12 protein-coding genes are annotated in these 15690 nt (G+C 39.0%); 7 read left to right on the top strand and 5 right to left on the bottom strand.

What is annotated here, in order from left to right:
* The first annotated feature begins 33 nt into the window (after positions 1-33).
* Entirely contained in the window at positions 34-528 is a 495-nt protein-coding gene (locus DK846_RS04285; RefSeq protein WP_109967652.1) for a helix-turn-helix domain-containing protein, read from the top strand.
* Positions 529-591: 63 nt separating this feature from the next.
* On the opposite strand, the gene DK846_RS04280 is transcribed toward DK846_RS04285, so the two are convergent.
* From DK846_RS04280 to DK846_RS04265, 4 genes are all read right to left on the bottom strand, one after another.
* Entirely contained in the window at positions 592-1107 is a 516-nt protein-coding gene (locus DK846_RS04280) for a MarR family winged helix-turn-helix transcriptional regulator (protein ID WP_219970618.1), read from the bottom strand.
* Positions 1108-1121: 14 nt separating this feature from the next.
* Positions 1122-1538, bottom strand: coding sequence for a pyridoxamine 5'-phosphate oxidase family protein (locus DK846_RS04275; protein ID WP_219970616.1), 417 nt, complete (start codon positions 1536-1538; stop codon positions 1122-1124).
* A gap of 142 nt (positions 1539-1680) precedes the next feature.
* Positions 1681-2091, bottom strand: coding sequence for a hypothetical protein (locus DK846_RS04270; RefSeq protein ID WP_109967651.1), 411 nt, complete (start codon positions 2089-2091; stop codon positions 1681-1683).
* A gap of 117 nt (positions 2092-2208) precedes the next feature.
* Positions 2209-6138 (bottom strand): methyl-accepting chemotaxis protein, encoded by a 3930-nt coding sequence (locus DK846_RS04265; RefSeq protein WP_181391619.1) that lies wholly within the window; start codon positions 6136-6138, stop codon positions 2209-2211.
* 518 nt (positions 6139-6656) lie between these two features.
* On the opposite strand from DK846_RS04265, the gene DK846_RS04260 reads away from it, so the two are divergent.
* The 4 genes from DK846_RS04260 to DK846_RS04245 all read left to right on the top strand — a co-directional run bounded on the left by DK846_RS04260 (position 6657) and on the right by DK846_RS04245 (position 9627).
* Positions 6657-7841, top strand: coding sequence for a M24 family metallopeptidase (locus tag DK846_RS04260; RefSeq protein ID WP_109967649.1), 1185 nt, complete (start codon positions 6657-6659; stop codon positions 7839-7841).
* Between the two features lie 208 nt (positions 7842-8049).
* Positions 8050-8244, top strand: coding sequence for a hypothetical protein (locus DK846_RS04255; protein ID WP_109967648.1), 195 nt, complete (start codon positions 8050-8052; stop codon positions 8242-8244).
* Between the two features lie 131 nt (positions 8245-8375).
* Positions 8376-8789: an IPT/TIG domain-containing protein gene (locus DK846_RS04250; RefSeq protein WP_109967647.1), complete on the top strand. Its 414-nt coding sequence runs from the start codon at positions 8376-8378 to the stop codon at positions 8787-8789.
* A gap of 220 nt (positions 8790-9009) precedes the next feature.
* The gene (locus tag DK846_RS04245) at positions 9010-9627 is read left to right on the top strand and encodes a tetratricopeptide repeat protein (RefSeq protein ID WP_109967646.1); all 618 of its coding nucleotides are present in this window, start codon (positions 9010-9012) and stop codon (positions 9625-9627) included.
* Between the two features lie 243 nt (positions 9628-9870).
* Here the strand turns inward: DK846_RS04245 and DK846_RS17550 are convergent, their stop codons facing one another.
* The gene (locus DK846_RS17550; protein ID WP_181391618.1) at positions 9871-10044 is read right to left on the bottom strand and encodes a hypothetical protein; all 174 of its coding nucleotides are present in this window, start codon (positions 10042-10044) and stop codon (positions 9871-9873) included.
* 823 nt (positions 10045-10867) lie between these two features.
* Here DK846_RS17550 and DK846_RS04240 point away from each other — a divergent pair.
* Together DK846_RS04240 and DK846_RS04235 are read left to right on the top strand one after the other, a co-directional pair.
* Positions 10868-12070 carry a serine hydrolase domain-containing protein gene (locus DK846_RS04240; RefSeq protein ID WP_109967645.1) on the top strand — a complete coding sequence of 401 codons (1203 nt, stop codon included), beginning with the start codon at positions 10868-10870 and terminating at the stop codon, positions 12068-12070.
* Positions 12071-12468: 398 nt separating this feature from the next.
* Complete coding sequence (locus tag DK846_RS04235; protein WP_109967644.1) at positions 12469-15645, top strand: methyl-accepting chemotaxis protein; 3177 nt, start codon at positions 12469-12471, stop codon at positions 15643-15645.
* Positions 15646-15690 lie beyond the last annotated feature (45 nt).

The following is a 15690-nucleotide window of genomic DNA, read 5'->3' as shown; positions in this document are numbered from 1 at the left end:
ACTTTATATTGTATTATTATACAATAGTACTGTATGTTTTCACGGGCAATCTTCAGACAGGAGTTTAAGGACGCTCTTGAAGAGGCACTCGATCGCAAACAAATGAGCCTGAAAGAACTCGCTGACCTTGCAGAAATACCCGTTGCAACGATCTACAAAATTACCTCAGGCGAACGTGACCCCCGCCTGTCCACCGTGCGTGCCATAGTGCAGGCGCTTGAACCGTATGATCAGGATACCATCGCGATTATTGCTGCCAAATTCCTACTTGATGAGATTGGAAATCAAACAATTTCTCATGAAGGTAAAAAATACCGGGTGAAAGGATATCCTGCTCACACGATGGAAGATTGTATTGTAGCAGCTGTCAGAGCTGAAAAAGAGGGGGCCGCAGGTCTAATCTGTGCTCCTATCCTTGCCGCTCTGATCGAACGAATCGTGGATATTCCGGTTGTTATTCTCAAACCTGATGTTGTATCATACACAGAGGCGATCAAGTCCCTGACACGACAGATCTCAAATGAGTAATCTGGTTTTCTGTTGAAATGAACAGATTATTATTTCATTTCTTTTATGAGAATTCACGACAGATTATTCATTTTCATGATTAATATGATGTTTTTCCCCAAACCTCTCAAAGATAGTCATCAGCATCCTTTCAAATTGGATAGATTCTTCTGATGAGATTCCCCCATAGACCCTTTCATTGAGATGGGACGAAATCTTTCTGAAAATCGGTTCCAGAGCTTCTCCTTTAGGAGTCAGGGTTACGAATGTAACCCGTTTATCCTCTGGATTTTTGGTTTTTGTGACATATCCAAAGTCAACAAGTTTCTGAACCAGAATGGTTACTGTAGGTTTTGTCCGATTAATCCGGCTGGCAAGTTCCTGCATGGTGCATTGTTTTTCACGAAGCAATATTACAAGAATGTCCCCATGGGATGGGACAATACCCTGAACTCCGTTCTGCTCAAGTTCATTGATAAGGAACTGGTTGGCACGGTCAAGAACACGTGCCATCAATGCAACTGCATTTCCGATCATCTTTAATTGAAAATCTGTAGACTCTTTGATGACACTTTTGTTTGTTGTAAAAGTGTGGCACATGATCTCAAGTGAGATCAGAAAGTAAGGTACTTGTCTGGTTCTCCAGTCATGGTAGATATCTTCACGCTTCCGTGATCAAGGTAGAAGAGTGTGAAGACCGGGTTGTCAGATGTCTGATAAATGGTTTTTATTAGTTCATTTCCTGATAAGATCTTTTCTTTTAGATTTTTATCATCAGTGAAGGTTACTTTTCCACTTACCCGCATAGTTACATATTCAGGTGAGGTTGCTACAAACTCTATAGCAGGGTTTTTGGTTAGTTGATTGTATACATCCTTGGTTTTTGCAGTGCAGAAAAATAACTTTCCGTCTGATTCAAACTGAAATTGAAAAGGCCGAACTCGTGGGAGTCCATCATCAATTGTTGCAATGTTCACAGTAGTTCCAGGCTTAAAAAATTCAGTTATCTGGGTCATAGAATCCGGATTCATAGTATTTCTCCTCCATACCTGAACACGTAATGTGTGTGTTCATATGGTAATACAATTTAGTTAGATATCAAACTGTATGATCTAATCAGGAATAGTGATTAATATGAGGTAAAAAAAGATCCGAAATTAACGGATTTTAAGGTTAGGCCTGTTTATACTGATTAACAACAGAACTGGTTTTGTTTACTTCTTCGAGAAGTTTTGGATACATCTCGTTCATCTTGGCAACACATGACCCACAAGAGTTGGTAAGAGTTGAGTATTCAGTCAGATCAGTCTTGAACAATTCAGTTGTGTTAATGTACTGATTACGTACAGGAGTGACCTTCTCTGAAAGTTTATACTCATTGACCTTTTTGACAAAGGTATTAATCTTCTCAGTTTGTGTCTTGTTTACCGTCTGAAGCGTGGATTCATTACCGTTGAAAAAACCATCCTTCATAATATCAGGAATCGCATTCAGTAATGGAAGTCCTTCTGTTGTAACATCTGTAATAAACTTTTCATCGTCACCAGAGAGAGTGTCCACAGCACTAGCCGGAAGAATGACCATACATACCAATAGTAAAGAAACAAGTGAGAAAGACCACATCGATCTGTGCATTATCGAATGTAGGGATTGTGAGTCTATATTTCTTGTGTCTGTGAGCAGGAAAAGGGAAAGAATAAATTATCTGTTCTGCTGAAGTGTGAACCTGTCAGCCTGAACACGGAGCCGGCTCGCCAGGTCAGCGATATCATGTGATGATCCAGCTATCTCTGAAGTTGATATGTTTGCTTCTTCTACACTTGCAGAGACCTCAACCATTCGCTCCAGGTTTTCAGAACTCTCCTTACTAAGCACAGTGATACCACTCATCACCTGCTCCATAAGTTCACGCTCTTCACTGGTTGAATGAGAAATATTAGCCATTTCTTCTGCAATCTCCCCGACCACTTTAGAAATGCTTCCTAGAGCATTTATTGTCTGGCTCACACTTTCTATCCCTGACTGAATTTCTTTGTACTGGAGTTGTATGGATTCCACAGTCTCACCAGAACTCTTCTGGATTGAGTTGATGAGTTCTTCAATATGCCCGGTGGCAACTTTAGATTGACCAGCAAGATTCTTGACTTCCTGAGCAACTACAGCAAATCCCCTTCCGTGCTCTCCTGCTCTCGCCGCTTCAATAGCTGCATTAAGAGCAAGGAGGTTGGTCTGGCTTGAGATATCAGAAATCATCCGTACTATTTTATTAATCTCAAGCATCTGGTTGTTCAGTTCAGTGATCTGATCCATGCTCTTTGCACTGATCTCTCCTACTGATGACATCTTCCTTTCTGCCTCACCGCCAAGAAGTTTTGCTTCTTCTCCCTGTCTTGATGCGAGTTCTGCCTGACCCATAAGATTTTCTACGGTATTTCCAATTTCCTCAACAGAATATGAGAGGGTTTTGACCTCCTCTGACATATGAAGAGCCTGATTCATCTGCTCTCTGGCTCCTGCCGTGGATCCCTGAACACGTTCAAAGACGCTGGTTATTATTGTTCTAATAGAGTCAGTTCTGTTTATGGTTTTATCAGCAGTATCAGAAAGACTTGATATTGATCCCTCTAGTTCAGATAATACTGCATTAATAGCTGCAAGTGCTGTGTTATAATCTTCTTTTATTCTCGCGAGGGGATCATCAGAAGATATTGAAGTAATCCTGGTTAGATCTCCCCCTGCCATCTTTGACATTGCATCTTCAAGATCTTCTGCACTCTTTGCGAGTGCATCTGATTTACTCTTGGCATCACCGAGAAGGGAGGAGACTTCATGTTCTTTTTCCTTTCGTGTCGTGATATCATTATACACAATCAGGTAATTTTCCAAAGTTCCTGAACGGTTAAAGATGGGGATACCATACTGCTCAAGAGTCCTCATACCAATCGGGAATTGTATCGTCAGTTCGCCGTAAGTAGGCCGCTGGGTAGAGATTAGATCACGAAATCCGGTTCCAGTATGCTCTAATACTTTTAGTTCGCAGGGATTGGTTCCAACCAGTTGTTCTCGGGTAAAACCTGTAAGTTTGATGTATGCATCATTGGTGACCAGTATATGTTGTGATTCATCAACCAGGAGAATCGGCATTGGAAGTTGCTGTACAATTGAATTATTTAAATGCTCCAGTTCTGCCAGTTCCTGCTCTCCTTCCTTGCGGTCGAGGTACGTTTTGAGCATCTCAGCGAGAGAATTAATGAGGTTTCTCTCTTCAATAAGGAATGGTCCTTCCTGTTCATTTGGGCATTCTTTTAGATAGACGACAGATATTACCCCTTCAATACCCCCTTTGGTTCTGAATTTTGCTTCCTGTCTCCATCTTGTGTCTATGAAATTGTAGGTCTTTGCTTGTTCATGACCATAAGTTATTTGTGCTGCCGTAATCTCCGGGTACTGCCATCCGGGTGGAATAAGTTCTGCTATCTTGTGAAGTACTTCTGATACTTCCTTGGTATCGTCCTGAATAAGGGATGCAGTTGAATAGAAAAGTTTCTGTTCTTTAACCCTTTCTCCGAGGTCATGCATCCTGGTGGCAAGTTCCTGCTCGTTTTCTTTACGATCAATAAATGTTTTGAGCATCTCAGCAAGTGAGTTGATGAGATTACGTTCTTCCAGAAGGAAAGGTCCTTCGTACTCATCCCGGCACTCCTTAAGGTATACAACAGATATGACTCCTTCTTTTCCGGTTCTGGTTTTGAAGATAGCATCCTGTTTCCATCTTGTATCAATATATGTTGTCGTCTTAGCGACATTTCCACCGTAAGTAATACGTGCTGCTGTAATCTCCGGGTATTGCCATCCTGGTGGAATGAGTTCTGATATTTTCTGGAGCACTTCCGGAATATCTTTGGTATCGTCCTGTATGAGTGACGCGGTTGAGTAGAAAAGTTTCTGTTCTTTTACTCTCTCCCCAAGGTCATGCATCCTTACAGCAAGGAGGTGTTCATTCTCTTTACGGTCGATAAATGTCTTGAGCATCTCAGCAAGTGAATTTATGAGGTTCCTCTCTTCAAGGAGGAATGGTCCTTCATATTCATGTTTCTGCTCTGTCAAGTATACAACAGATATGACTCCTTCTCCACCAGATTTTGTTTTAAACCTGGCTTCCTGTTTCCAGAGTGTGTCCTGATAATTTTGCGTTTTGGCAAAATTGCCCCCATAGGCTATTTGTGCCGCTGTAATATCGGGATACTGCCATCCAGGCGGAATAAGTTCTGATATCTTCTGGAGTACTTCCGGGATCTCCTTGGTATCATCCTGAATGAGAGATGCAGTAGAATAGAAGAGTTTCTGCTCTTTTACTCTCTCCCCAAGGTCATGCATCCTTACAGCAAGAAGTTGCTCATTCTCTTTACGGTCAATAAATGTCTTGAGCATTTCAGCCAGTGAGTTAATGAGGTTCCTCTCTTCCAGAAGAAATGGTCCTTCATACTCATGTTTCTGCTCTGACAGGTATACGACTGATATTACACCTTCTCTACCAGATTTTGTTTTAAATATTGCGTCCTGTTTCCAGAGTGAATTTTCAAAATTATGTGTTCTTGCGATAATTCCTTCGTATGTGATTTGTGCTGCCGTGATTTCCGGAAATTGCCACCCTGGAGGAATGAGTTCAGATATTTTCTGGAGTACTTCCGGAATATCTTTGGTGTCGTCCTGAATTAGGGATGCAGTAGAATAGAAGAGTTTCTGCTCTTTTACTCTTTCACCAAGGTCATGCATCCTGACTGCCAGTTCCTGTTCATTCTCTTTTCTATCAAGAAAAGTTTTGAGCATCTCTGCAAGTGAATTAATAAGATTCCTTTCTTCAAGGAGGAATGGTCCTTCGTGTTCAACCGGGCGTTCCTGAAGATATACGACAGAAATTGCACCTTCAACACCATGTTTTGTTTTGAAAGGCGCTTTTTGTACCCAAGGAGTTTCTATAAAATTGTCTGTTGAATAAACAGCAGAATCGTATGATATTTGTGCAGCTGTGATTTCCGGATATTGCCACCCTGGCGGTATAAGTTGTACAATATCTATAAGAATTTCATCAGCTGGCCTTGAATCATCCTGAATAAGAGATGCAGTAGAATAGAAGAGTTTTTGCTCTTTTACTCTCTCCCCATAATCGTGAAGCAGTTTCTTTCTTATCTGTTCTGCTTCCTCCTGGGCTGATACTCTGATAGTTATATCTTTGAAAATAAGGATGATCTCATTATTCCGTTCATTCTCACAGGGAACCTTTATTGTATATTGATCCAGGACTTTCTTTCCATTAGGAAAGTCAATGGTGATAAAAGCATTATTTGTATCCTGTTCTAATTCTTCTGATATTGCGTTCTTATAGATGGCTGGTATCGCTTCTTTAAGTGGCTTATCAATCATCTCATCTGGGTTCATTCCACTCATTTCGAGAAAAGAAGGATTTACTGAAAGTATTTTGTATGTATCATCGGTAATTATAATTGGTTGTGGACTTGAACCAAAGACAGCATCCATTCGTTTACAGGTCTGTTCTCTTGAATCAAATTCATATTTTAGTTCTCTTATTTTTTCTATGAGGGTTGGGTCTTCCCTCAAGGTACTTTGCATGAGAATTTCATCTGATAATGTTCCATTTATCAAATGATTTATAATTGTTGACAATGTCGGGGAGTCCATTGTATTCACCGTGGAAATTCAGGAATAAACGTAACAGTTAAATTATATTTCTGAGAATTTAAGTTCCATGGTATATGGAATTAAGAATTTATAATAAGCATTACTCATAAGGAAAAAAAATTCGATAAAATTATCCTAGAAAGCCGGAATATTCCATTATTCAATAATAATTTACTGTTTATCAATATTTGTTTGTGATTCTGCCTGCGATATTGCATGGCATATTTTTATATTTAATAAATATTTTGTGAAAGGGTAAATGCCACCTTGAGCGCAAATTTCTTCCGATACTTACTATCAATTGCACCAGATATTCTCCCATGAAGACTTGGAGAGTAAAATCAGATTTGTGATACATTCTAAATAGCAGGTCCTTCATCGACACAGATAGGTAGGATTCATGTTTGCTTCGTATCAGTTAAGGTATCATATCACCTATTCTATACCGCATGAAGGTCCCGCTATCCGAACTCACTGACCGGATAAACCGGTTCAGGGCACGATTGGACTTATCCTGTCCGGATTGGGAGATCGCGGCCATCGTTGGAAAAATTCCCTTGTATTATTTTACTGGGACAATACAGGATGGTATCCTGTTGATTCTCCAGGGAGGTGATGCTGTATTTTGGGTCCGACAAAGTTATGATCGTGCTCTTGATGAATCTCTCTTTCCTGATATCAGGAAAATGAGGAGTTACCGGGATATTGCATCCGGAATGGGTCCTTTCCCTTCTACAATCTATCTGGAGACTGGTACCATGACTCTTGCACAGCTTAACCGTCTTCAGAAGTATCTGCCATTTACTGAGATCAGATCACTCGATGATCAGGTTGCTGCAGTAAGATCTGTTAAGAGCCCGTATGAACTTGCTCTATTAAAAAAAGCTGGTAATATACATAGAGAGGTCCTTGAAGATTGCGTGCCTTCCATGCTCAGAGAAGGCATTAATGAGGCTTCCCTGACCTGTGACCTCTTTACACTAATGGTAGAAAAAGGGCATCAGGGGGTTATACGGTTTGGAATGTTTAGTGAGATGCTTTTAGGGCAGATCGGATTTGGCACTAACTCAATATATCCTACCTGTATCGACACTCCTGGAGGGATGTATGGACTACACCCATCAACACCCTTTATGGGTTGCCGGGATAGAAAACTGACTGCTGGAGATCTTGTCAATATAGACATTGGATGTGGTATTGAGGGTTATCAGACTGATAAAACCATGACCTATATGTTTGGTGGTCCAATTCCTGAAGATGCGATATCTATTCATATGAGATGTGTTGAAATACAGGATGAAATTGCTACACGTCTTGTTCCCGGTGCTATTCCTTCAGAGATATATCATGATGTAATGAGCACTCTTGAGCCAACATTTCTTGATAATTTTATGGGATATGGTAAACGCCGGGTTAATTTCCTCGGTCATGGTATAGGTTTGTGGATAGATGAATTTCCGGTTATTGCTGAAGGGTTTGATGAACCGCTTCAGGAAGGAATGGTTTTAGCCATTGAACCCAAAAAAGGAATACCTGATGTCGGCCTTGTAGGAATTGAGAATACATTCCTGGTTACAGCCAATGGTGGAGAATCTATTACCGGTACCTGTAAAGGTTTGCTTGAGGTGTGGTGATAATATTTTATTTGAAATGTTAAATTGGTCGAAATATATGCAATTTTCGTTTCAAATTTATATTCATTAATATTTATGTAATCCCGTCTTGGCATCGGAATTAAATGATCATTGTTAATATATTCAAAAATTATCCAAATTTTAAATTGGAATCCGGACATCAAATCATTTGGTAATCTATATATTTTCATTTGCAGAATTGTACTAAATGAACTCGGAACAGATAAACCCAGAAAATGTCCATGAAGTACTTGTCAAATCAAGTGAGTACTATCAGTTAAAGAAAAAACTTACAAAGGGTATTTACCAACCTATTGTCCGCTACATCGATGGGAAAATCCGTACGGGAATTGTTGTCGGCCTTTCCAACAATCTTCGTGTATTAGTCGCTGTAGTTGAGTAATTCTGAAAAAAAATCAGATCTTTTTCTTTTCTTTTCTTTTTGTTTTTTTTCCGATATTCTGCGGTTAGGCAATTCCCAAACCAATAGCCGATATATTAATCCATGGACATGAAAAATTATTATTGATCAGTATGAACTTGAAATTCCTGATTATTGGCATCATGATAACATCCTGCATTATATGTACTGCTGCTTCAGCTGCAGTACAGACAAACCAGTCTAAAACCGATAATGTAGGCACTGTTTCTGGTTTTTCAGATGTAACTGTTTCTTCTATTAATCCGACCACAGGAAAAGCTGGTGAGCAGGTCTCCTTCAATCTTACCGGGTCAGGATTTGCAAATGGAATCAGAATTTATCTAGAGGATCAGAATGCAAAATCAAACAAAATAATGAGTGCCCAACTCATAGATGTTGTTTCTCCAACTCTGGTTACAGGTGTCTTTAATGTACCCAAAAGTGCAACCCCCGGAAATTGGCTAATTATTACGAAAAAGGATAGCCAGGTAACCAATTCGAATGTAAATTTCACAGTTACAAATTAACATTATCTTTTTTCGGGTTCTATGATACATCAGTAACATTTCTTTGAAAGTTACCTCCTGAAGACCGATCTCTGGAGTTGAGATGCGTATGTATAATGAATTTTTCCTGATCTACGAGAAACCTTATTTCCTCTATTGAATGGTGAACCAATCCTATTGGATATTAGAATCATTATGTCAGCTGTTCGCTTATAACAAGAATCGGCATTTTATGTAAGATATGGGATTTCTATTCAATCGATCAAACATCACTCACATCAATAATCCAGATGATGATTTTGAGGATTTTAATTCATTGTATGAGATTAAAGCATTAGATGATCTGGATCCAGCAGAAGAAGAAGCTAAAGAGATTTTTAGTAAATCATTAGAATCTTCTTCTAAATCAACTCCTGAAGTTCAGGAACCAGACGATGTTCCTATTGATGATGTTCATACTGACAGGATCTCTGAAAGTGAGGAGCCAACAAACGAATCTGCTGTCAGTGTTGGTATTCCAGTCATACATTCAGGAGTAGATCCTGTCATTGAAGATCCTATGGACAACTCTAAAAAACCAGGAGTCCAAGGGGTTTTTTTAGCTACAAAGTCATCAGATAAATTAGTAAAACCGCAGGAAAAAAAGGGTATTGTGTGGAATAACAAAGGAGTGACTCTGAGTCGTCTGGGAAAGTATGATGAAGCCATTAAAGCATATGATCAAGCCCTCCAGATTGATCCTGAGTACACAAGTGCATGGAACAACAAAGGTGTTGTATTAAGCAAGTTGGGAAAATACCCTGAAGCACTTGAAGCTTTTGACCGTGCATTACGAATTCGTTCTGGAATCATAACCTGATTATCAGGGTTGTTTCAGAATTATCGTTTCTTTTTTATTCAATACTGTACAGATATCATCGGTATGCTATAGTGTTTCGTTGAATCTGTAGTACTCTCATATTAATCGACAATTTTTTGGTTTTGGGCATCTACTATCAATATTGTTTGATCCTGAATCAGTTGGTTGGTATTATCAACCAAATGGATTTCTCGATCTTAAATATGTACATGAGAAACAAAGGGTACTCTTTCCATGAGTATCTCATGACTGAGTATTATATGATTCAGGATTACCAGAAACAGGAAGAGGCCACATTACAGGTCCAGCCACGTATGTGTCACTATAATCAACCGGAATTCCCCATTTCCCACCACATAATGAATTGCATTTCACTGGTCTGATTATTCGCTGTTCCCAACGGGGAACCTGAATCATTCTTTATCATAGAACATTGTGATCCAATCCAGAGAAAGGAAACAATTCCTTTCCACTTCCATTTATCTTATGTGCAGGATATTCCAAGTGGCACATGTTGGGTAACTTAGTTAATAGTAATACCAGTCTGGTGTTTTCTGCAACCTGCTGATTGCTTATTTCTTAAATACAAGAGAATCGGATATCATTTGCTCTCTTATAGCAATGTCTATGATTGAGCGGTATATGAAAATCTGGCATGCTGTATGATAGCATCGAAAATATCACCTACATCTCTCTCCGGGATATTGGTATTAGATGAGCACCAACAGAAGCAGAACGAGGTACACTCCGCGACATTTTATCCTCATATGGTATGCCACTTTTTGTATGCGAAATAAATGAGAAACCACTCCCCGGGAAGGTATATCCTTCCCTTTTGAAATCAGATTGAAGTATTTGAACAGTGAATGGGTCCCAGTTTTTTTAAAAGCGCTTTATAGGTAATAAACCTGTAAAAATTTTCTATCATATTCATCTTGATTCTAGTCAGAGGTGCTTTTCTTTAAAATAGTATACGCTAGGTAGAACCTTGATTATCGATGTTAATTCTCTATAACCGATTGATATCTGATAAATAGGTTTTCTGTTTCGTATGCTGTAAATTATAGTTTCACTTTTATTCCATTATTTATTGATTTTACATAAGTGAAAATAATCGGAATTATTCCTAAAATGTCTTGATTGAATGGTGATATGTAATAATTATCGGACTTTATTTAGTCCTCTTCCATATCTATAAGCGAAATGAGGAGTAAACAATCCAAAAAGGGTTGAAAGTATAATGAATATTAAGGTAAGCACTGCAATTCTTTGTATCCTGTTTCTTATTACACACACAAGCGGACTGTCTTCTCCACAAGAATGGAAGACATCATCTGCCGGGAATTTTTCTTCTCTTTCCAAAGAGGAAGTAGATTCTTTTATCTCTCCTCTCATTACTTACAACCTGAGTAAAGGGATTGTTGTTGTACTTGCAGATCAAAATGGATATGTCTGGTACTCTTATGGTGCACCAGATCCAAAAACTGGAAAACCAATAGATAATACAACACTTTTTGAAATCGGATCTATCTCCAAGACACTGACCGGAATTCTCATGGCAGATTCAGATTTGAAAGGAACCTTCAATCTATCTGCACCTGTGAATTCCTGGCTTTCAGATGATCATCTTCTTCCAGGTGATGGAGATATTGAAATCACAGGAATTGATCTTGTAACACACCAGTCAGGCCTTCCCCGTTCACCGGAAAAATTTTCTGAAGTAAACCCGGCAGATTCAGATGCCGATCAGATTGAAGAATCTATGCAGCATTTTCAGACAATGAGTGCTGATGATACGTATCAGGAGATTTCTAATAGTACACTCATGGCTCCTCCCGGATACCAGTATCTCTATTCCAACCTTGGAGGTGCAATAGCCGGAGATATTGTATCTAAATCTCAGAATAAGGCGTATTCAGATCTTCTTGCTGATACGATAACCATACCTCTTGGAATGACCAGTACAGGATCGTCATGGTCATCTGATGATTTAAGCAGAAGAGTAACAGGTTACCGGGGATATGCTTACCCCACTGATGAGGCTCATCTCATAAGATTTAATGAATTCTGGACAGCTACCGGGGGTATTCACTCTGATGCTGATGATATGGCACTATTTCTTGGAGCTGAACTTGGTTTGTTTGACTCTTCACTTTCCAAGGCCATCCTTAAAACTCATACTCCACTATCAATAGCTTCAGATGGACCTCCACTATTAGAACAAGGAATTTTTTTGGATATCCTCCATAATCGTGATGGAACTATTATAATGAAGAAACCTGGAGAGACGAATTCTCATCAGGCTGAAATTGCCTGGAATCCATCCCTCGGTTCTGGAGTTGCGATCCTTTCTGATACTGCACATATTGGTGGCATTCATGTGGAAGATACTGCTATTGCTCTCCTTGAAAAGATGCAGGTTAAACAGATGAATAAAAGATGAGATTGCATGATGGATATACTGCAATTTTTCCTTGATTGGTTATCTTAAAATTCTGGCTTTAATTTTTTTGATCTTAAATCTTTTAAAAAAATCAATTTTGTGTTAACCAATGCATTTAAGGTTGACTTCGGGTTTCGGATTTCATTTGTATCTGCATATAATAGTGAAAGTTATTGGCGCCTATATGCCCGTAGATTATATACTTTGATGTATAAGGAGTATCTCTGTATCATGAAACGTGAATCGTTGACATTTGGAGGAACTAAGGAGAATTTTAGTTTCTCTTTCGTGAACACAATTCACATTTTATCATACCATGTAACGCTTGCTGGGTTTAAAATTTGGCGTTATAGATGCATTCTGCATAGGTGGGATTGCAGAAAATTTCGGGTTGTATTATGTTTACTAATAATAACACTATTATCGGATCTCAGGACTGTTCCTCGCTTCAGAGAATTATAGATTCGATTCCTGTTGCAACACTCATAGTTGATCCAGATGGAACGTTTATTGATTGCAATAAGGCAACGCTTCAGATATTTGGTGCTGCAAGCAGGAATGATGTAATCGGAAAACCTCCGGCCATTCTTTCTCCGCTAAAACAAAGAAATGGTAAAGATTCTTCTACTGAAAGTATTCGATATATCGAAAAAGCTCATGAACATGGCTCATGTATGTTTTATTATGATCATCAAACTTTGAGTGGAGTTATATTTACTGCAAAAGTTACACTTTCAGAGATTGAGTACGAAGGTAAACAATGTCTCATATGTACGATAGCAGATATGACCGGTCAGGTAAGGATCGAAGAAAATGAAACTCTCATTTCTCTAAACCCACATGCTATCATCTCTCTGAACCCGGATTTGACTATTACTGATGTTAATAAAGCATTTTCTCATATATCCGGATACAAATCGTTAGATTGGATCGGACGGGAATTAAAGGATTTTAATATAATTCAACGTGATGGACCGACGGTCCAGGATGCCATCCAAAAGAAAAAGTTAGTAACCGGCAAAATCGTAGTGGAATTTCCAAATGGCATAAAGAACATGAATTACTCCTATCTTCCAGTCTTCGATCAAGATGGAGAAGTAATCAAAATTTACGATATTCTTGCAGATTTCACCGAACTAGTTGAAAAAATAAACGAATCTAATTCTTTAATTGATGAGAATCCTGCATCCATTTTTTCAATGGACACATCCGGAAAAATTCTAAACGTGAATAAGGCTTTTCAGAATATATCCAAAATATCTGAAGAAAAATTACTCACAATGAACATTTATGAGTTCAATATTCTGAATCGTGAAGGTCTGACATTAAAGGAAATTATTTCTTCAAAAAAGTCTTCCAAAGGAAGATTGGTAGTAGATTTCGGATGGGCTGTTAAAACCCTGGACTTTACATACATCCCGGTATTAGACGTTAATAATGCTGTAATTACCGTTGTTGCAATGTATCTTGATGTATCTGATCAGGTTGCATATGTTGAGGAGATTGAAACCTTTATTTATGAAAATCCTCATGCAATCATAACCGTTACTCCTGATTTAAAAATTACAAATGTCAATCCTGCTTTCTCCAGAATTATGGGATATACGTATGAAGAAAGTATCCGGATGAAACTCAACGATCTTAAAGTTCTTGAGCGGGATGGAGGAACAATTAGTGAGGGTTTACAGACAAAAAAACCCGTATTTGGAAAAGTAATTGCTGATACTCCTGTAGGAATCAGGCATCTTCAATATGTCTATATCCCGATAGTGGACAAAAAAGGGGAAGTTGTCAAGTTCCTTGAAATTTTCTCTGACCTTACCGAGCAGAGAAACCTCATTGCATATTATGAATCTATTCTTGATGCTGTGCCACTTCCAATTCACGTCACTGATATGGATATGAACTGGACGTATATGAATAAACCGTTTGAAACGATTCTTCACAATAACCGGGTCATTCAGGATAGAAAATCTGCTTATGGAAAACCCTGCTCAATTGCTAATGCCAACATATGTAAAACTAGTGAATGCGGAATTCATCAGCTCAGAACAACTGGAAAGAATGAGACATTCTTTGATTGGATGGGCGCTTCTAACAAGCAGACTACGGCTCCGGTTGTAAATGCCAGTGGAGAAACAGTCGGCTATGTTGAGACTGTTCAGGATCTTACTGAACAGATCAGGATGATAGAATTCTTACAAAAAGAGGTGGCTCGTCTTTCAGAAAATATTGTGAGATTAAGTGAAGGAAACTTTGATCTGAATATGAAAATGACTGAGTCTGATAAGTATTCAGAGAAAGCAAAAGGGATGTTTGAAGAGATCAATTCAAGTATTTCTACCCTCATCAATGCTCTTCAGAATCTCATTCATGACACAGATAATCTTGCAAATGATGCTACTAATGGAAACCTGAAGACTCGGGCAAATATTGAGCGGCATCATGGAGAGTTCAGGAAGATCGTCGAAGGATTAAACAGAACTCTTGAGAGTATAATTCTGCCTATCAATGAATCCCTTAATGTGTGTGAAAATTATGCATCCTATGATTTCACTGTCAGGTTCTCTTCTTCCCTTGATGTCAAAGGAGACTGGATTCAGTTTAAAAATGCTCTAAATAAAATTGGAGAGAGCATATGTGATGTAATCAGTCTTATTAATAAAAATCTCAATGACCTGACTAACAACGCTGAAGAAGCACACATAAGTGTAGCAGAAGTAGTGACCGGAGCTCAGCAAATCGCCGTAAATACCGGAAAGGTTAGTCAGAATGCTGATCAGGGTGGAGATGGAATGATACAGGTTCTCAAGGCGATGGAAGACCTGAATGTGACGGTGAGTGCTGTGTCACAAAAAGCCGAATCAGTATCCGTTGCATCTGATCAGGCAAACAGTTTGGCAAAAGACGGGATAAATCTTGCACATCAGTCAGAAAAGGCGATGGAAGATATCACTCATTCAGCCCGGGAAGTTGATACTATTGTTACTGGGATTAATACCCAAATGGATGAGATTGGAAAGATTGTCAGGTTAATATCGGATATTGCAAACCAGACTAATCTGTTAGCCCTCAATGCAGCAATAGAGGCAGCCCGGGCTGGTGAAGCAGGCAGAGGGTTTGCTGTGGTTGCTGCTGAAGTGAAATCACTTGCCCAGGATTCACGAAGATCTGCAGAAAATATTGAGGATATGATTGCGGCTCTTCAGACCAAAGCAAAACTGGCAACACAAGCCATGGGTAAATCAAACCAGGCTGTTCAGGATGGAAGTGTAGCATTAGAACAAACTCTGAATGCCTTTAATAAAATAGCAGATACTATCGAGAATATTAACCGGAATACTGTTGAAGTGGCGTCGGCTTCAGAAGAACAGGCTGCATCTGTTGAAGAAGTGACAGCCAGTATCCAGGAAGTATCAAATCTCATACAAAATACCTCACATGAGGCTGGGGATGCTGCTGCTGCAACAGAAGAGGCTAGTGCATCAATCGATGAAGTTGGACGTATTATCAATGGAGTTGTAGGTATCGTTGAGAATATCTCCGAGGAAATGACCAAGTTCAAGGTTGAATAAGGATCGGGAATTCTCAAAAATATCTGCTGTATTGACTGAGGTGTA

It is taken from the genome of Methanospirillum lacunae (assembly GCF_003173355.1).
GTDB lineage: Archaea > Halobacteriota > Methanomicrobia > Methanomicrobiales > Methanospirillaceae > Methanospirillum > Methanospirillum lacunae.
The sequence above is the reverse complement of the archived record's forward strand: the minus strand, read 5'-3'. Positions and strand labels throughout refer to the sequence as shown.